Consider the following 16,566-nt stretch of genomic DNA (forward strand, 5'->3'; position numbering starts at 1 on the left):
GCGATCACGGGCTCGGGCGGTGATCGCCCTCTTTGATTGCGACGTCTATCAAAGCACAATTTCCAAATGGCGAGGTTGATCAATACAAACTTCAATGTCGACAATGGGCCCGAAAGCAGCCGTCGACGGCATTCTCTGCAATATCGGAGTTCCGTCAATAGTGCGCTTCGCCGCTCTATCAATGGCTCATCAGCAGGGGAACAGTGGCGTGGGACAGCAGGCGATAGGTGACGCGGCCGAGAAGCAATTCGAGCAGATAGCCGTGCTTGAACGCGCCGATCAGAATGCAGGTCGCGTTCACCGATGCTCCAAAGTCGAGAATCGTGTTGCCGACTGAGCGGCCTGTTGACGAGGTCACGACGATCTCGGCATCGAGTCCCAGCTGACGGCAGATTTCCCTCGCGGTGGTCTCGTAGTGCCTGTTCGGCTTGTCGTCGACGCAGAGGACGGTGACGCGGTTGGCGGCAAGGAGCCAGCGCCTTGCTGCAACCATTGTGCGCCGCGCATGGTCATGCGGCTTCCAGCCGATCAGGACGTGGTCCAACAGACGTCCGCGGTAGCCACCGGCCGGTGGGACGAGCACAAGCTTGCCTTCATGAAAAAGGACATTGTGGAAGACATCACGTGCATCGAGGTTGCCCCTGTAGGGCGTGATGACAAGCGACGCATTCTGACAGACCTCGCCGACGCAGCGGCGCAAGTCACCCTGGCAATCGCCGAGCACCAGGCTTTGCCGGTGAGGAGCGCCGAGTTTCCATTCGCCAAAGAGCCGCTTGACGCGCTCGAACCGCTCGTGCGTCGATCCTTCCTCGAGGTCCCGCAGCATCTGCAGTTCGATTTCCTCAGCCGACACAAGCATCGCCAGTGGGTCGGCACCGATATGTACGGCGGCGATGCTATCCTGCACGGCATCGGCAGCGTCGTCGGCCAGATCGAGGCAGGACTGTGCCGAGGCTGGATCGGGCAGCAGCACGATAATATCGGCATCCTGGGTGAGGTCCCGAACGTTACGCGGCGCTGCGCCTGGGTTAGGTGCGTTGAAGCCTTGTGACCAATTTTGGTGATCGCTGGTTGTCGTGGTCAAGCTGGCCCTCCTTCTTGGATCGGCCTCGCAAAGTTACTCGGGAATAATACGCCAATATAGTCGTTGTTGAAATCGTCTCGGCAGACGAAGGCGACCTATTTGAGAATTCGTCGGCTGGCGGAGCGTCGTATCATAGGCTGCGTGATATCGATGGCGCTGTTTCTGGCGGTCTTGCGCCCTGATCGCGACCTGTTAGAATTTTGGGTTGCCAAGCTTTTGTGTTGGCTGCATTTTTGGGTTCCCTCTGGCTGTATGCGGTGCGCGATGGAGAGGACAGTTATCTCTAGGCTGAGTTACGGCGCGGAGCCCGGGTTGCGCTTCGCCCTGCTCTTGGATGGGCAGGGCGGCTGCAGGCAGCTGGACATGGCTCAGGCACGACGATGGAGGCCGGACGATGGGATCATCTGGCTGCATTTCGAGCGAGACCATGCAGTGGCGGCCGATTGGGTCAAGGGAGAAAGTGGCCTCGATAGCTTCGTGACGGAAGCGCTTCTGGAAGAGGAGACGCGGCCGCGCGTCGAGCCAGTCGACGATGGCCTGTTGATCATCCTTCGGGGCGTGTGTGCGACTGCGCCGGACGAAGAGCCGGAGAAACAGACTGACATCGATCTCGTGCCGCTTCACATGTGGGTCGACGCCAACAAAGTCATCTCGCTACGGGACAGCGGCCATTACATCACCGCACTTCGCGACATTCGCCTGGCGCTAGAGAAAGGCAAGGGCCCGCATCGCACCGGGGATCTTTTGGCGCTGATCGGCGACAAGCTCGTCCGTGACCTGGAGCCCGTATTAGACTCCATGGATGAGGAGGTGGACGAACTTGACGAAATGATCTTTCACGGTGAGGCAAGCGAGGTCCGCGAGCGCCTCAAGCTCTTGCGCCGGCGTTCCGTGCAGCTTCGCCGCTACCTTGCACCGCAACGTGATGCTTTGAACCGCATCGAGCATGACGACGCACCATGGCTCTTTGAGCGCGACAAGCTGCGGATGCGCGAGGTGATCGACAAGCTGATGCGCTTCATTGAATACCTCGACGCTATCCGCGACCGCACGGGCATTCTGCACGACGACCTCTCGACGGTGATCAGCGAGCGCATTGCGCGCAACTCCAACCGGCTGGCGGCGCTGGCGGCGCTGCTGCTGCCGCCGAGCGTGGTGGCCGGCTTGTTCGGGATGAACGTCGGAGGCATTCCGGGGGTCAACGACACCTGGGCGTTCGTCATCATCGTCGTGTTTGTGACGGTCACATCGGTAGCGACGCTCTGGCTGCTTCGGCGGATCGGCTGGCTTTAGCCAGCGATCCACCGTTCCGTAATCCCTTGCCGATCAATTGGCCGCGAAGCAGTAGAACAGGCCGTCACCTCCGGTCCCGTTGAAGGCCTTGACCGTGCAGCCGCCGCGTGTCGCGTGCGAGGAATTCCATGATTTGGCTTCCGCGGAGTCATTCAGGCCCGTTCGGTCGCTGTGACCTACGATCGCGGCACCCTCTTCGCCGCCCATCGTCCAGTTGCCGCATGTTTCCGGCGCGGCAGTACCATCGGCTTTCGAGCCGGTCAGGATGTCGTGTCGGTTCGGTGTATCGCCGCGGCCACTAATGACTTCACCCTTCTCGTTCAGGGCGGTCTGCTTGGTCAGGTTGTTTTTGTCGCTGTGCAGCGAGGCCACGTCGTCGGCGACTTTTTCGCCCTTGGCGTTGTGCCACGGCCCGGAACCGATGCGATCCTTTGCGTTTTCAGTGTCGGTGGACAGATAGGCTTTCCAGGTCTTGCCGGGCACACCTGCGGCTGTGGCAAGCGTGTTGCAGTATGCGTCGGCACCGGCGAGGCCGCCAAGATCGCCGCCCTTGCCCGGATTTACGCTGGTCACGAAGAAGCTCATGGCGGTGTCCTGAGCATGGACCCCAACTGCTGAAAAGGCCAAAGCGGCCGCGATATAGGCAAACCTACGTCTCATGGCGTCTCTCCCTGGTTGAAGTTTCTAGCGGGGCGAAGCGTATTGCAGGTAAGTGCCGGCGTAAAATCGAAATCGCGTGATGGGGCACTGAAGCTGGATGTGGTCTGAAGGGCTACGGCCCCGTTACCCTGGGCTTCGGCTTCATTTCGCGGTGCGTCGCCGATGTACGAGCCTTACCCGAGGCTTCAGTCACGTCGCCGTGATTTCAACCAAGCGTTCTTGACAATGAATTCGCGCGGCAAATATCTGTGAGCTCTGGCTTCAGACGCAAGGCCCAGCTCAGCATGATCGACACGCGCTTTTCGACTGCTTTACAGATTGTCATCAGTGTGGCCGTCAACGACGAGGCAAATCTCCGCACCACAAGCCAATCACTTGCGCAAGGGCTCGATACAAGCGCCAGCTTCGTCCGCAAGCTGCTGTTGCCGCTCAATGAAGGCGGCATCCTCGCCACCGCCCAGGGCGGCAAGGGCGGCATCCGCTTGGCGCGACCGCGTGACCAGATATTGCTCAGCCAGATCTATGCTGCCGTGACTGGCGACAAGAAAATCTGGGCGACCCGGCACGACATTCCGCATGAGGGCCTTGTTGGCGAGAATATCGGCGATCTCTCGGAGTTTCTTTGCGATCGAGCCGAGCAGGCCGTCGTCGACATGCTCGGTTCGGTGACCATCGAAGACAGCGTGGCGGAGCTACGCCGCCTCGAGGCACAAAAATCTGCCGGCCATCCGCAGCCGGTGGATGCCGGCCTCGTGCGCGATCGCCACGCCGCCGAATAGCTTCATCGTCAAAATGAAAGGGGCGGCCGGGCAGGGAACCCGAGCCACCCCTCCTAACTGATCGGAGGTCAATCTGATCAGAAACTTTCAAGCGCGGCGCCGCGCTGCCTCCGTGACTTTAGCCGCAGAGAGAGGCGAAAACGCGGCGCCGCTTCTGATTAGAATGCGCGCTGGAGGCGGAAGAAGCCCGACGTTACGTCGTTGCCCTGGTCCGGATCGAGGTAGTTGACGGTCGCCTTGGCATAGAGGTTGTCGACGATCTGATAGTCAACCGTCAGACCAACCTTCCAGGCGTCGTTGTTGTCGTTGAAGTCGCCAGCGACGATGCCGTAGTTGCCGTAGTACTGGGCAGCTGGGGTGATCTTCAGCTTGTCGGTAGCCTTGATGGCGTATTCGGCGGCGATAGCCCATTCAGCAGCCTGATAGTAGGAGTTCGGGCCGCTGGAGTAGACTGCTGCGAGGCCGAGGGTGCCTGGGCCGATGGCAACAGTACCCATGGCGCGAACGGCGCCTTCTTCGTTGTCGGTGTCGTAGCCAGCCGTGATCTGGTAGCCGAATACGCCGGCCTTGCCGCCGATGCCGATTGCTACGCCAACGTTGTTCGGCTGTTCGCCGGTGCTGTAGTAGCCGTCTTCCAGCTCGTCAACGCTGATGCCAGCGTAGAAGTTGTCGGCTTCGTACTGATAGCGGATCGAGTTATGCAGCGTAACCTTGCTGCCGATGTCGTCCGTTTCGCCCGACAGGCCATCGTCCCACCAGCTGTAGAACAGACCGGCGCGGATGCCGGCGATGTCGATGTAAGCCGAGTCGAGCTTTGCGATCTGTCCGGACGCATTGTCGGCATTCGTCTGAAGGACAATGACACCCGTCAGCGGACCGTATTCGGTGTCGCTCTTGGCAGTGAATTGGAGCTGACCGCGGGTAACGGCATCCCAGTCAGAGGTGCCGGAAGTGGAAGCGCCGCCCGTTACAGCATTAGGGGAAGCGTTGACTTGGAAACGGATGTAACCGCTGATCTTCAGGCAGGTTTCCGTGCCCGGGATGTAGAAGTAGCCGCTGCCGTAAGCGTCGCAGACGCGGACGTATTCAACCGGTTCCGGTTCAGCAGCAACGATAGCGTCAGCAGCCTGCGCGCTCGAGATAGCAGCCAAGGCTGCCGCCGAGCTCATGAGGATCATCTTAATGTTCATAATCAGTCCAATCTTCTGTCGATTGGGCACAGGTCATTACTGCCGAAACCGGCTCTACCTACCCCAAATTGTTTCGTACAAGCCCTTGCGGGAAACGCGGTACGTCCGCGGCGCCAAATTACATTTCCGATTAAATGTATCAATAATAGATACAGTCAAAATTGAGTTCTGCTGCAAGGCGGAATTCCGGTGTTGCACAAAGGCAACTGTCGATTCTTGCGCAAGGATGCATTTGCTACCGCAGGCTATAACTGATTGTTACTCAACACGTTTTTGTAGTTGATGTTATCCGGATAACAATGTTGCGCTGCAGCATATCGTCACGCGGTTCTTCAGTCGCGTGCCGGAATCATAGCACGATGCGCCTCACTGGATTCGCTTTATCCGTGAGCGCGGCCACCACGGGATCACCGGAATCGAGCCTGAGAACGCCATGCTCGTCGATCAAGTATTCCAGCAGATTTCTCAGTCCATCACTGAAGTGGCGGCTCGCCTCGGCAGCCTCGTCGCTCGCAAGTATCGTGGAGCCGATGATTCGAATGCCGAAGACGTTGATGGTTTCGTCGGTTCGCGTCAGTGCGCAATTCCCGCCACTTTCGGCGGCGAGATCGACAACGACCGTTCCCGGGCTCAGCTGCGAAAGCATGTCCTCATCCAACAGCACGGGAGGAGTTTGACCGGGAATCACGACGTTGGTCGTGATCAATTGCATCTTGGACAGAGGAACGGAAAGCTCTTGGCGAAGCCGTGCCAACTCCGAGGACATGCCGAGGAATTTAGCACCGAGCCGTTCGATTTTCTCCTGCGAATTCTTGGCAAGGCTGAAGCCATGGGTCAATGCGCCGAGGCGGCGCGCGGTGGCCAGTGCCTGCAGGCTTGCTGCGTCGCTGCCCAAAGCGGCCATTTTGACCGGCCGGACAAAGCTTTGGTCCACCATCAGCATCGGATGCGAAATGCCGAACTGCCTGGCCGCTTCCAGTACTGCGGCGTGGCCGGTAATTGCTGCCTGCCTCGATGAAATGTCCGCACCCTTGATACCCTGCATCCCGGAGAGCCTGGCAATGTCGAGATGGAGCGGCCGTTGTCCAGCTGGCAGACCGGCCACCGGTGCTGCGTTCGAGCCAAGGAAAATCAGAACCGCTGTCGCTGGGAAAATCCGCGTGGCTGCTGGTTTTCGCACACTGACGAATATATCCGATGAGGACACCATGTCAGTGAACTCGGCGGGCTCGGCCCCCGCGACGATATAGGCGTCGTCGGCGTGGCCAGCGCCGACGCCGCAGCCGCGCTCGAAACGAATCGACATACGCTGCGAAAGGCGCCGCACATCGTCCGGCGTCAACGCAACGCGACGCTCACCGGGATGTGTTTCCCGAAGCAGCCCGGCACGGACGCGGATAAGGTTAGACATTCATCGCTCTGGAAGAGGGGTAAATCGAACTGTGGCGCGCGAGCGATATAGGCTGACTCTTCCATAGTTTTATGACAGTTTCGCAATTTTTGTTTGGGCAGTTTCGCGGGTTTTCCCTTTCGCAACTGTTGGTAAGCCCTTCATTTTACAGGATACTGTTTGCAGCTTGCATGAGCGATGTCGGATAAGGCTGTTCGCAGTGCGAGATCAGGTTTTGCCTGGAGGCATTTGGATGTAATGGTCAGTCATCAGGCGCTTGGCTGCTGGAGGCATTGGTGAATTTCTATTCGGTTTATGATCAAGGTTTTGTCCGCGTGGCGGCCTGTACGCCGAATTGCGAGATCGGCGATCCCGATTTCAACGCGCGGGCAACATTGGAGCTGGCGCGCCAGGGGCATGCCGAGGGCGTTGGCCTCATGGTGTTCCCCGAACTCGGAATCTCGAGCTACGCGATCGACGACCTTTTGGGGCAGGACGCGCTTCTCAAGGGTGTGGATGCTGCGATCGCCGAGGTTGTCCGGGCAAGTCGCGATCTCACGCCGGTACTTCTAGTCGGTGCGCCACTGCAGACCGGCGGGCGGCTCTACAATTGCGCTGTCGCCATTCATGCGGGCCGTGTTCTCGGTGTCGTTCCGAAAATGCACCTCCCGAACTATCGCGAGTTCTACGAGAAGCGCTGGTTCGCGTCCGGGCGAGGCGTCCGCGGCGAAAGTATTCGTGTCGCCGGCGAGAAGGTGCCATTCGGCACGGACCTCATCTTCGCAGCCGAGGATATGGACGATTTCGTCTTCCATATCGAGATTTGCGAAGATCTCTGGGCTCCGGCGCCACCAAGCGATTTCGGCGCGCTGGCGGGTGCGTTGATCCTCGCCAACCTTTCGGCCAGCAACATAACGGTCGCAAAGGCCGACACTCGCAAGCTTCTGTGTTCGGCGCAATCGGCGCGCAGCCTGTCGGCCTATGTCTATTCGGCCGCCGGCCCGGGCGAATCAACGACTGATCTCGCATGGGATGGTCAGGCCTGCATCTACGAACTCGGCGGCCTCCTTGCCGAAACCGATCGCTTCCCGACGACGTCGCAGATGTGCGTGGCAGATATCGATGTCGAGCGGTTGCGGCTCGAGCGGTTGCGGACCGGCACGTTCAATGATGCGGCGACGCTCAACCTCACGGCGGGGCACGAATTCCGGTGGGTAGCGTTCCAGTTCAGGAAGCCGAAAGGCGATATCGGCCTGAAGCGCGACGTTGCGCGCTTCCCCTTCGTGCCGGCTGATGAAAGCCGCCTCGATCAGGATTGCTACGAAACATTCAACATCCAGGTGCAGGGGCTGATGAAGCGGCTGCGCTCGACGGGCATCAAGCGGCTTTGCATCGGTATTTCGGGCGGTCTCGATTCCACCCATGCGTTGCTCGTTGCGGCGCGCGCCTTCGACCAGCTCGGCTGGCCGCGCTCGGATATTCTTTGTTTCACCATGCCGGGATTCGCGACGGGCGACGCAACCAAGTCGAACGCCTGGGCGCTGATGCGGAGCATGGGCGTCACCGCGGAGGAAGTCGACATAAGACCGTTGGCGCTGCAGTTGTTGAAGGACCTGAAGCATCCATTCGCAGGCGGCAAGCCTGTCTACGATACGACCTTCGAAAATGTTCAGGCCGGCCTGCGCACGGACTTCCTGTTCCGTGCCGCAAACCAGCGCAATGCGCTGGTGCTCGGTACGGGAGACCTGTCGGAAATCGGTCTCGGCTGGTCGACCTACGGCGTCGGCGACCAGATGAGCCACTACAACGTCAATGCATCGGTGCCCAAGACCTTGATCCAGCACCTGATCCGCTGGGTGATCCGTTCCGGTGATTTCGATGCGGAAGCAAATGCGACATTGGAGCGTATTCTTGGCACGCTAATTTCGCCCGAACTGGTTCCCGCCGATGAGAACGGCGTCATGCAGAGCACGGAGGACAAGATCGGGCCATATGATTTGCATGACTTCGCGCTCTACTACACGACGCGCTTCGGCCTTCGCCCCTCGAAAATCGCCTTCCTCGCCTACAATGCCTGGCGGGATGCCGAGGCGGGCGTCTGGCCGCCGCATTTCCCCGCCGACAAGCGCCGCAGCTTCGATCTGCCTGTGATCAAGCACTGGATGGAGGTTTTCCTGTTCCGGTTCTTCACGATCAGCCAGTTCAAGCGGTCGGCATCGCCGAATGGCCCGAAAGTGACGTCTGGCGGTTCGCTGTCTCCGCGTGGGGATTGGCGTGCACCATCAGACGGTAACGCCCGGATATGGCTAAAGGAATTGAAAGCCAATGTTCCTGACGTAAAGGGCTAGGCCAAAGAGTGCCTTGCAAAAGCGGCGCATCGCGGCAGATAAGATCCAGGAGAACACTGAGGGAGCGGTGAAAAACGTGACGGATGAACCTTGTCCATCTGAAGATCTCCCCCGCTACGAGATCCGTCAGGAATTGCGTGGAAGGTGGACGATCATCGATACCTTGACGTCGCTGCCGGCGGCAACGGACGGAAGGGATTTCGTCGGCCTGAGCAAGAGGGATGCAGAGGACATCGCTCGCGAACTGAACCTCAGCGTCGCCCAAGGCCGCGATCCTCTGATTTGATCTCCTGGAACTTGCCGAACACCGGCTGCGTTTCGTTGCCGAGGTGCAACGATGACCGAAAATGACAACAGGCCGGACGATCACTCCACTGATCAGCACACTGCCTACGAAGCGCAGGAAAGGGCCTTGTCCAAGGAAGGGCGAAGCGTTTCCGCCTGGGCGTTGTTTGGTGCCGTCGTCTTCGTGGTGGCGATGGTCGTCTTGGCACTCAGCGTTTGGAGCGGCGGCAGCACCGGCCCCGCGCCAAGAGCGCCGGTGGGGGTTAGCAGTCCGAACGCCGCGCCGCTCCCGACGCAAAACTCGAACTGAGCCAACCCTTCACGTCATCCATTTCCGGTGCTCCGCAAAGCGTTCCGCGAGCAGGTCAATGAACAGGCGAACTTTCGTCGGCAGGTGACTGCGGTTCGGATAGACGGCGTTGATGCTGAACTCGACGGCGCGATAGTCGGGCATCATCCGGATGAATCTTCCGGAGGCGATGTCGTCGAACACAACGAAACTCGGCGCCAGGAAGATGCCCTGGCCCGTCGTCGTGAGGTGCCGTAGCGTCTCGGCGCTGTTCGATACGACGTTGCCGCCGATCTTCACGCTCGCCTGGGCGCCATCGGCGCCTTCGAAGCGCCACTCGTCTCCGTAGGGGTAGTAGGTATATTGCAGGCAGTTGTGGTTGGCCAAATCCGCCGGTACCTGCGGCATCGGATGGCTCTCAAGATAGTTTGGCGAGCAGACGAGGAGGTGCCTCCACGGTGTCAGCGTCCTGGCGACGAGGCTCGAATCCGGCGGCGGCACGGTGCGGATCACCAGGTCGTAACCCTCCTCGACCATATCGATCATGCGTTCCCCGACATTCAAGTCGAGGGCGATCGAGGGGTAAAGTTCAAGATACTCGCTGACAAGCGGCAACAGGAAACGGACGATGGCTGCGCTGGTATAGACCTTGAGCGTGCCGCGCGGCGTCGAGCTCATCGCTCCGGCGGTGTTATCGGCTTCCTCGAGGTCGGCCAGGATCTGAGCCGAGCGTTCGTAGTAGTATTTACCGGTTTCCGTGAGGCTGACCTTGCGCGTCGTGCGGTTGAGTAGCCGGACGCCCAGCCTATCCTCCAGGGACTGCACGTGGTTGCCAACCATTGTCACCGACATGTTGAGACGGCGCGCCGCCGCGGAAAAGCCGCCGCACTCCACCACGCGACCAAAGACTGTGAGGCTTGTCAGCCTGTCCATTGCGTTCCCCGATTATCCGCTCTGAGTTGATGATCCTTCCCGATTTAAGCAGATTATCAGAACGTGCGTAACAACGCATTGTCCGTCTCATCGAATTGGGCCTCGCTGACGAGGCAAACCACTGGAGAAGGACAATGGTCGAATTACCTCGCAAGGAAGCGTTCGAGGCTGCCGGCGACCCCCAGCTGGCACGGGTCACCGAAGCCCCGGCTGCGCCGGCCGCGGATGTCGCCCCTGCCGTCGAAGCCAAAGGCCACAACAGGCGCAAGATCGTCAAACGGACGATCGTTGCGGCTGCGCTTCTTGCCGGTGTCGCGTTTGCAGTCGACTATGGTCATCACTATTGGACGGTGGACCGCTTCATCGAATCCACGGACGATGCCTATGTGAAGGCTGATTATACGACGGTTGCGCCGAAGGTCTCCGGTTACGTTGCCGAAGTTCTTGTCAACGACAACGATGCGGTGAAGGCTGGCCAGGTGCTCGCCAAGATCGATGATCGCGACCATCAGGCCGCATTGTCCCAGGCAAAGGCCGACGTCAAGGCTGCCGCAGCAGCCCTCACGAATCTCGATGCGCAGATCGAACTGCAACAATCGATCATCGGCCAAGCCAGGGCGACAATCGATGCATCACAGGCGACGCTGGATTTTGCCCGTTCCGATGCGGCCCGCTCGCAGCGGCTGATCAGCAACGGCGCCGGGACCCAATCGCGGGCCGAACAGAGCCAGTCTCTTCGCGACCAGGCGCAGGCGGCGCTTCAGCGAGACCAGGCTGCACTGGTTGCCACAGAAAAGAAGATTCCGGTGCTGCAGACTCAGCGCGATCAGGCTGTCGCCCAACGCGACCGCGCAGCCGCTGCCCAGCACCAGGCAGAGCTCAATCTTTCCTACACACAGATCGTTGCGCCGGTTGACGGCACCATTGGCGCCCGCACCATTCGAGTCGGACAGTTTGTCACTTCGGGCACACAACTGATGGCCGTCGTGCCGCTGCACTCCGTCTATGTCGTCGCCAACTTCAAGGAAACGCAGTTGACCAACGTCCGTGCCGGGCAGCCTGTCGAGGTCAAGGTCGACAGTTTCCCCGATGTGGAAATCAAAGGCCATGTCGACAGCATTTCGCCGGCGAGCGGATTGGAGTTCTCGCTGCTGCCGCCTGACAATGCGACCGGCAATTTCACCAAGATCGTCCAGCGCATCCCGGTCAAGATCGTCATCGACGACGAGGGTATGAGCGGTTTGTTGCGCGCCGGGATGTCCGTCGAGCCCGAAATCGACACCAAAGCCGCCACCCGGTAGGCCGTCCTCTTAGGGAAGGATTATCCAGCCTGACTGGATGATCCTTCCCTCCTTTCCCGAATTATCAGCCGAACCTCGTCATGAGATTGTTTTCCGCAAAGCCGGAAGGAGAAACGTCATGGCTACTCTTCAGATCGTCGCCAACAATTCGGGCCGCTATCCTGCGGCCGCAGCGGCTTCGAAGCCTGCTGTCGCGATGAGCGCCTGGCGCATGTGGAGCGCAGTTGTCGGTTCGACGCTCGGCGCTTTCATGGCCGTCCTCAATATCCAGATCGTCAACGCTTCGCTCGCGGATATCCAGGGGGCGATCGGCGCAGGCAAGGACGATGGCGGCTGGATTTCGACTTCCTACCTCATCGCGGAGATCGTGGTTATCCCTCTCAGCGGCTGGCTCGCTCAGGTCTTTTCTGTGCGTAAATATCTTCTGACCAACGCCGTTCTCTTCCTAATATTCTCGGTCGCCTGCGCTTTCGCAACGAACCTCCAGCAGATGATCGTGCTGCGTGCTATCCAGGGCTTTGCTGGCGGTGTCCTGATTCCGATGGCGTTTACCATCATTATCACGCTGCTTCCCAAGCCCAAACAGCCGATCGGTCTGGCACTCTTTGCGCTCTCGGCGACCTTCGCTCCGGCCATCGGGCCTACCATCGGCGGATATCTGACTGAGAACTATGGTTGGCAGTTCATCTTCTACGTCAACCTGGTTCCCGGTTTGCTGATGGTGGGAATGCTCTGGGCTTCGCTCGATCGCGCTCCAATGAAACTGGGCCTGCTCGCCAAGGGCGACTGGCCCGGCATCATTACCATGGCAATTGGCCTTGCCGCCTTACAGACGGTGCTGGAGGAGGGCAACAAGGAGGATTGGTTCGGATCGGACTTCATCGTCCGGCTGTCGGTCATCGCTGTCGTCTCGTTGACGCTGTTTCTCATTATCGAGCTGAAGACGGCTCATCCGCTCCTAAACCTCAGGCTTCTCGTCCGTCGCAACTTCGGCTTCGGCATTGTGGCGAACGTCCTTCTCGGGGTCGCCCTTTATGGCTCTGCCTTCGTTCTTCCAATCTATCTGTCGCGCATCCAAGGGTACAACTCTGAACAGATCGGCATGGTACTCGCCTGGACGGGCATCCCGCAGCTGCTGTTGATCCCGCTGGTGCCCCGTCTGATGAAACGCTTTGACGTCCGTCTACTGATCGCTGTCGGTTTCTCGCTGTTTGCCGCGTCGAACTTCATGAACGTCCACATGACCGGAGACTATGCGAGCGATCAGCTCTTCTGGCCAAATGTCATTCGCGCCGTCGGACAGGCGCTTGTCTTCGCGCCGCTCTCGGCCATCGCCACGGCAGGCATCGAACAGGAGAACGCGGGCTCCGCTTCCGCGCTCTTCAACATGATGCGCAACCTCGGGGGCGCTGTCGGCATCGCCAGCCTGCAGACCTTCCTGACCAAGCGCGAGCAGTTTCACTCCAACATCTTGACCAACTCGGTCAGCGTTTTTGAGGAAGCAACGCGGGATCGCGTCGCAAAACTGACCGCCTACTTCATGAACCACGGTGTCAGCGATCAGGCCGTTGCCACGCACAAGGCCGTCGTCGCCATCGCGCTCAAGCTCCGCAGGCAGGCCAATATCATGGCCTTCAGCGACACATTCTTTCTGCTCGGTGTCGCATTGCTCGTCGCACTGCTTGCAACGCTCTGGTTGAAGAAGCCGGGCCATCTGTCCGAGAGCGGCGCCCACTAGCGCCTGCGCCCGTTTCCGGGAGAATGCCATGAACCGTATCGTCGAATTAGAAAAAACCGAAACTCGGGTGATGAGCGGCGACCGCGCAGCGGGTTCCGCCAGCTCTCTGCTTTCATTGATCGAGTGGGTCTCTGGCGATGAATGCCACGCCCTCGATGAGCCCGGCCTGATCTCCACCCTTGGTCGCCGCCTGCGGGTGCTTGGTCTGCCGATCGATCGCTTGACGCTTCACCTCATGACGCTTCATCCGGAGCTTATCGGCCGAACGCTTGCCTGGGCTCCGGGCGATCCAGTCGAGATTCACGATCGCGAGCATGGTGCGCGCCAGATTTTTGCCAATAGCCCGCTGCGCAAGGTCATGGACAGCCGTGAGCCGCTTGTTGTCTGGTCTGGCGACAGCGCGCACGGACGCTGGCAGGACATCGATGTCTTTGCAGGTCGTGGGCTTCAGCAATTGATGATCGCGCCGCTCTGCAATGCCGATGGGCCAGTGAGCGCGGCCGCCTTCGGTACCCGGCGGGCGGGCGGCTTCACGCCAGCTGAAATCCAAGTTCTGGAGCGGATCCTGCCGGCGTTGCGCAACACCTGCGAGTTGCGGGTGATGCGTCAGGTCGAACTCAGTCTGCTCGATACCTATGTCGGCCCCCTGACGGCCCAGCGTATCCTTGCCGGGCAGATCCGACAGGGCGAAATCGAATCCATTGAGGCAGCGCTGCTGCTTTGCGACCTGCGTGGCTTTACCGAGATATCGAACCAGCTCGCTGGCGACAGGGTGCTCGAGTTGCTGAACGCCTATTTTGACAAGGTGATTCCACCCATCACGCGCGAGGGCGGCGAAGTGTTGAAGTTTATGGGCGATGCCGTTCTTGCGTTCTTTCCAGGGTACGATGCGGGCCGCAGCAGCGCGTCGGCATTGACCGCCGCCAGGGACATCCTGCGTGAAATTGACGGGTTCGAGTTCGACGAAATTGCTCTCAATGTCGGCATCGCCCTGCACCACGGCGAAGTCAGCTACGGCAATATCGGCTCCGGCCGTCGCCTCGATTTCACGTTGATCGGCCCCGATGTGAATCTGGTCAGCCGCATCCAGACGGCGTGCGGAGATCTTCGCGTCCCGCTCCTGATGTCCGACGCCTTCCAGCAAAAGGCGTGCGCCGAAGCCGTCTCGGCTGGGCGGCATGCGCTCAAGGGGTTCTCGGAGAAGGTCGAGTTATTTCGCCTGCAGGAGCCGTGAATCTAGCCGAAGCTCCCGTCAAAACGCTCGGCCAGCCGGTCCTTCTGGAAGCGGTCGGTGATGAAGTCGATGAAGGCGCGGGTCTTTGCCGGCAGCAGGGTCCGATTTGCATGGTAGAGCGAAATCGGCCCGGCATCGGGTTCCAGATTTGCCAGCGTTTCCATCGGGTTTTCAACGGTTGCTTGAAACCGAAAAAGACCATTGCGCCGAGAAATCGAGCGCAAGCGCCGACACGTCTTCAGCCGAGCGGAAGGCGAATATAAACTATATAAATAATAGCTATTTGTTGTGTGTTCACGCTTTTGGCGTTATTTGCTGAATAATGGGGATGGAGTACTGGGGGCGTAAGGCAAAAGAAAATGCTGACGAAAAAGGGAAAGTATGGTTTGAAGGCGCTGGTCGACCTGGCGCGGCTCGCGCCCGGTGAAACTGCCTTCATCAACGACGTTGCTTCGCGCAACAACATTCCGAAGAAATTCCTCGACACAATTCTCTTGGAATTGCGAAATGTCGGCATTCTTCGATCGAAGAAGGGCCCGGGTGGTGGTTACTCGTTGTCGCGCCCGGCATCCGAAATTCGGATCGGTCATGTTATCCGCACACTCGATGGCCCGTTGGCACCTATTCGCTGCGCCAGCCGAACGGCCTTCGAAGCCTGCGACGACTGTTCCGATCCCGAGAACTGTCAGGTGCGGCGCTCCATGACCGAGGTCCGGGACGCGATCGCCGACATTCTCGACAACATGACGCTCGAGCAATTCGTCGCATCCGGCAACACGCTGGACGATGCCGACGAAGAAGCGGCTCTCTCGGTCGCCAACTAAGCGTTAGCCGCCGAAATAGTGCGCTGCCGCCGCTCGGTAGAGATCGTCAGCGGCCGCGTCGTTGGCGCGAATGCGTGCGTTTCTCCAATGTCGATCGAGATTGCGGCCGATGCTTGTCGCTCCGTTGCCCGACAGTTCAAACAGTGCGTTGGCGACATCAAGGGCCGTCCGGCTTGCGGTGATCTTGGCGGCGCACGCAGAAAAGAACGCGGCATCAACCGTGCCGGCGGACGGGCCGACCTGCGAAAAATCGAGTTTACCGCCGGCACTCTCGACAAGTGCGGCAGTCGCTTGCACGGAGAGTGCAAGCCTGCCGATGCTGACTGAGCGCGGGGACTCCCGAAGGTTGGCGAGCGCGGCTCGAGCAATACCGAGGTCCGTGCCTGCATGGAGCAGAGCAGCCAGGGCCGAAGCCGTTGTGTGACGTTGCGGTCCATCGTCCGTTGCGGCTTTCGCGTCGCCGGTGACGCCCTGGGCGACGGCCGTGCCGGCACCATTTGTCCTCTGCCCGAAACCATCCCAGTCATCGATGATTTGCAGGCCTTCGCTCTCGCGGGCAAGATAGAAGCGAACCCGCTCGCCCTCAGCATCGATTGCGTCGGCCACGATCCAATCGACGAAGAGAAGGCCAGGGGACCGCAGGCTCCGTCCCGTCAGCTCATAAGTGGCGCCAAGCGGACTGGCAGCGCCCACTTTGTCGAAGGCCGTCGCCGTGAAGTGATCACCGGCCAGCGCGCGAGCGAAGAGCAAGTCTCTTCGCTCTTCGCTCGGGTCGTTCCGGAGCTGTTCGAGGACCGTGAAATGATGCTCAAGGCACTCGGCAATCGAAGAATCGCCCTCGGCGATAATGGCGACGATCTCGCCGAGAAGTGCGTTGGCGACATCCAGCCCCTCGTTCTCCGGGGGAACTGTGACGGCTGTCAGTCCCGACTGAAAAAGGGCGTCGAGTTCTGCGCGAGGAAAGACCCGATTGATATCCCGCTCGCTCGCCTGCAGCGCGAAGTCCGCAGCAAGGCGGCGTGCGGTCGCTATCGCCTCTTCCTCGCTTTCGATACGGTGCGCCGCGGGTCTTGTCCGGTCATGAAACCGCGATACGGTTCCCATCACTCCTCCCATCAGTTGTGCCTCTAGGATTGATGGATCGCAGGTGCAATGATAAGGCGCGTTTTTCTACGAATGCACGAGCGATTGAATTTTATTGTCGTTTGATTGCACCAA

General features: G+C 59.7%; 16 protein-coding genes. 9 read left to right on the forward strand and 7 right to left on the reverse strand.

The annotated features are described in order from the left end of the window. Positions 1-178: 178 nt before the first annotated feature. Entirely contained in the window at positions 179-1,084 is a 906-nt protein-coding gene (locus K9B32_RS19400) for a universal stress protein (RefSeq protein ID WP_224565110.1), read from the reverse strand. 264 nt (positions 1,085-1,348) lie between these two features. Between K9B32_RS19400 and K9B32_RS19405 the strand changes: the two genes are divergently transcribed. Further along, on the forward strand, positions 1,349-2,377 hold the full coding sequence (locus K9B32_RS19405; RefSeq protein ID WP_224565112.1) for a CorA family divalent cation transporter: 1,029 nt from the start codon (positions 1,349-1,351) through the stop codon (positions 2,375-2,377). 33 nt (positions 2,378-2,410) lie between these two features. Here K9B32_RS19405 and K9B32_RS19410 read toward each other — a convergent pair whose 3' ends face one another. Further along, positions 2,411-3,037: a hypothetical protein gene (locus K9B32_RS19410; protein WP_224565114.1), complete on the reverse strand. Its 627-nt coding sequence runs from the start codon at positions 3,035-3,037 to the stop codon at positions 2,411-2,413. Between the two features lie 284 nt (positions 3,038-3,321). Between K9B32_RS19410 and K9B32_RS19415 the strand changes: the two genes are divergently transcribed. Then, complete coding sequence (locus K9B32_RS19415; protein ID WP_224565116.1) at positions 3,322-3,816, forward strand: RrF2 family transcriptional regulator; 495 nt, start codon at positions 3,322-3,324, stop codon at positions 3,814-3,816. Between the two features lie 158 nt (positions 3,817-3,974). On the opposite strand, the gene K9B32_RS19420 is transcribed toward K9B32_RS19415, so the two are convergent. Both K9B32_RS19420 and K9B32_RS19425 read right to left on the reverse strand, forming a co-directional pair. Beyond that, entirely contained in the window at positions 3,975-5,006 is a 1,032-nt protein-coding gene (locus K9B32_RS19420) for a porin (RefSeq protein ID WP_224565118.1), read from the reverse strand. Between the two features lie 349 nt (positions 5,007-5,355). Then, positions 5,356-6,417 (reverse strand): NAD/NADP transhydrogenase subunit alpha, encoded by a 1,062-nt coding sequence (locus K9B32_RS19425; protein ID WP_224565120.1) that lies wholly within the window; start codon positions 6,415-6,417, stop codon positions 5,356-5,358. A gap of 275 nt (positions 6,418-6,692) precedes the next feature. Between K9B32_RS19425 and K9B32_RS19430 the strand changes: the two genes are divergently transcribed. From K9B32_RS19430 to K9B32_RS19440, 3 genes are read left to right on the forward strand one after another with little or no spacing between them, the layout of a single operon-like run. Beyond that, positions 6,693-8,744 carry an NAD(+) synthase gene (locus tag K9B32_RS19430; RefSeq protein WP_224565123.1) on the forward strand — a complete coding sequence of 684 codons (2,052 nt, stop codon included), beginning with the start codon at positions 6,693-6,695 and terminating at the stop codon, positions 8,742-8,744. A gap of 13 nt (positions 8,745-8,757) precedes the next feature. Beyond that, positions 8,758-9,030 carry a hypothetical protein gene (locus K9B32_RS19435; protein WP_210294262.1) on the forward strand — a complete coding sequence of 91 codons (273 nt, stop codon included), beginning with the start codon at positions 8,758-8,760 and terminating at the stop codon, positions 9,028-9,030. Positions 9,031-9,081: 51 nt separating this feature from the next. Beyond that, positions 9,082-9,339, forward strand: coding sequence for a hypothetical protein (locus K9B32_RS19440; RefSeq protein WP_224565125.1), 258 nt, complete (start codon positions 9,082-9,084; stop codon positions 9,337-9,339). A gap of 9 nt (positions 9,340-9,348) precedes the next feature. Here K9B32_RS19440 and K9B32_RS19445 read toward each other — a convergent pair whose 3' ends face one another. Next, a complete protein-coding gene (locus K9B32_RS19445) occupies positions 9,349-10,251 on the reverse strand; it encodes a LysR family transcriptional regulator (RefSeq protein ID WP_224565127.1) in 903 nt (300 codons plus the stop codon). A gap of 134 nt (positions 10,252-10,385) precedes the next feature. Between K9B32_RS19445 and K9B32_RS19450 the strand changes: the two genes are divergently transcribed. From K9B32_RS19450 to K9B32_RS19460, 3 genes are all read left to right on the forward strand, one after another. Continuing rightward, entirely contained in the window at positions 10,386-11,552 is a 1,167-nt protein-coding gene (locus K9B32_RS19450; protein ID WP_224565129.1) for an HlyD family secretion protein, read from the forward strand. Between the two features lie 118 nt (positions 11,553-11,670). Beyond that, the gene (locus tag K9B32_RS19455; RefSeq protein ID WP_224565130.1) at positions 11,671-13,290 is read left to right on the forward strand and encodes an MDR family MFS transporter; all 1,620 of its coding nucleotides are present in this window, start codon (positions 11,671-11,673) and stop codon (positions 13,288-13,290) included. 28 nt (positions 13,291-13,318) lie between these two features. Then, entirely contained in the window at positions 13,319-14,524 is a 1,206-nt protein-coding gene (locus K9B32_RS19460) for an adenylate/guanylate cyclase domain-containing protein (RefSeq protein ID WP_224565132.1), read from the forward strand. A 2-nt stretch (positions 14,525-14,526) separates the two neighbouring features. Here the strand turns inward: K9B32_RS19460 and K9B32_RS19465 are convergent, their stop codons facing one another. Then, entirely contained in the window at positions 14,527-14,688 is a 162-nt protein-coding gene (locus K9B32_RS19465; RefSeq protein WP_411969726.1) for a hypothetical protein, read from the reverse strand. Positions 14,689-14,883: 195 nt separating this feature from the next. Here K9B32_RS19465 and K9B32_RS19470 point away from each other — a divergent pair, with 195 nt between their 5' ends. Continuing rightward, on the forward strand, positions 14,884-15,348 hold the full coding sequence (locus K9B32_RS19470; RefSeq protein WP_224565134.1) for an RrF2 family transcriptional regulator: 465 nt from the start codon (positions 14,884-14,886) through the stop codon (positions 15,346-15,348). A gap of 3 nt (positions 15,349-15,351) precedes the next feature. Here the strand turns inward: K9B32_RS19470 and K9B32_RS19475 are convergent, their stop codons facing one another. Then, the gene (locus tag K9B32_RS19475; RefSeq protein ID WP_224565136.1) at positions 15,352-16,452 is read right to left on the reverse strand and encodes an acyl-CoA dehydrogenase family protein; all 1,101 of its coding nucleotides are present in this window, start codon (positions 16,450-16,452) and stop codon (positions 15,352-15,354) included. Positions 16,453-16,566 lie beyond the last annotated feature (114 nt).

Origin of the sequence: Rhizobium sp. 3T7, from assembly GCF_020166565.1 — a bacterium.
GTDB lineage: Bacteria > Pseudomonadota > Alphaproteobacteria > Rhizobiales > Rhizobiaceae > Rhizobium.

Excerpts from the sequence above, each read along its gene's own strand:
- K9B32_RS19405 (WP_224565112.1), top strand. The coding sequence starts at position 1,349 with ATGGAGAGGACAGTTATCTCTAGGCTGAGTTACGGCGCGGAGCCCGGG.
- K9B32_RS19410 (WP_224565114.1), bottom strand. The coding sequence starts at position 3,037 with ATGAGACGTAGGTTTGCCTATATCGCGGCCGCTTTGGCCTTTTCAGCA.
- K9B32_RS19415 (WP_224565116.1), top strand. The coding sequence starts at position 3,322 with ATGATCGACACGCGCTTTTCGACTGCTTTACAGATTGTCATCAGTGTG.
- K9B32_RS19420 (WP_224565118.1), bottom strand. The coding sequence starts at position 5,006 with ATGAACATTAAGATGATCCTCATGAGCTCGGCGGCAGCCTTGGCTGCT.
- K9B32_RS19425 (WP_224565120.1), bottom strand. The coding sequence starts at position 6,417 with ATGTCTAACCTTATCCGCGTCCGTGCCGGGCTGCTTCGGGAAACACAT.
- K9B32_RS19440 (WP_224565125.1), top strand. The coding sequence starts at position 9,082 with ATGACCGAAAATGACAACAGGCCGGACGATCACTCCACTGATCAGCAC.
- K9B32_RS19445 (WP_224565127.1), bottom strand. The coding sequence starts at position 10,251 with ATGGACAGGCTGACAAGCCTCACAGTCTTTGGTCGCGTGGTGGAGTGC.
- K9B32_RS19450 (WP_224565129.1), top strand. The coding sequence starts at position 10,386 with ATGGTCGAATTACCTCGCAAGGAAGCGTTCGAGGCTGCCGGCGACCCC.
- K9B32_RS19455 (WP_224565130.1), top strand. The coding sequence starts at position 11,671 with ATGGCTACTCTTCAGATCGTCGCCAACAATTCGGGCCGCTATCCTGCG.
- K9B32_RS19460 (WP_224565132.1), top strand. The coding sequence starts at position 13,319 with ATGAACCGTATCGTCGAATTAGAAAAAACCGAAACTCGGGTGATGAGC.
- K9B32_RS19465 (WP_411969726.1), bottom strand. The coding sequence starts at position 14,688 with ATGGAAACGCTGGCAAATCTGGAACCCGATGCCGGGCCGATTTCGCTC.
- K9B32_RS19470 (WP_224565134.1), top strand. The coding sequence starts at position 14,884 with ATGCTGACGAAAAAGGGAAAGTATGGTTTGAAGGCGCTGGTCGACCTG.
- K9B32_RS19475 (WP_224565136.1), bottom strand. The coding sequence starts at position 16,452 with ATGGGAACCGTATCGCGGTTTCATGACCGGACAAGACCCGCGGCGCAC.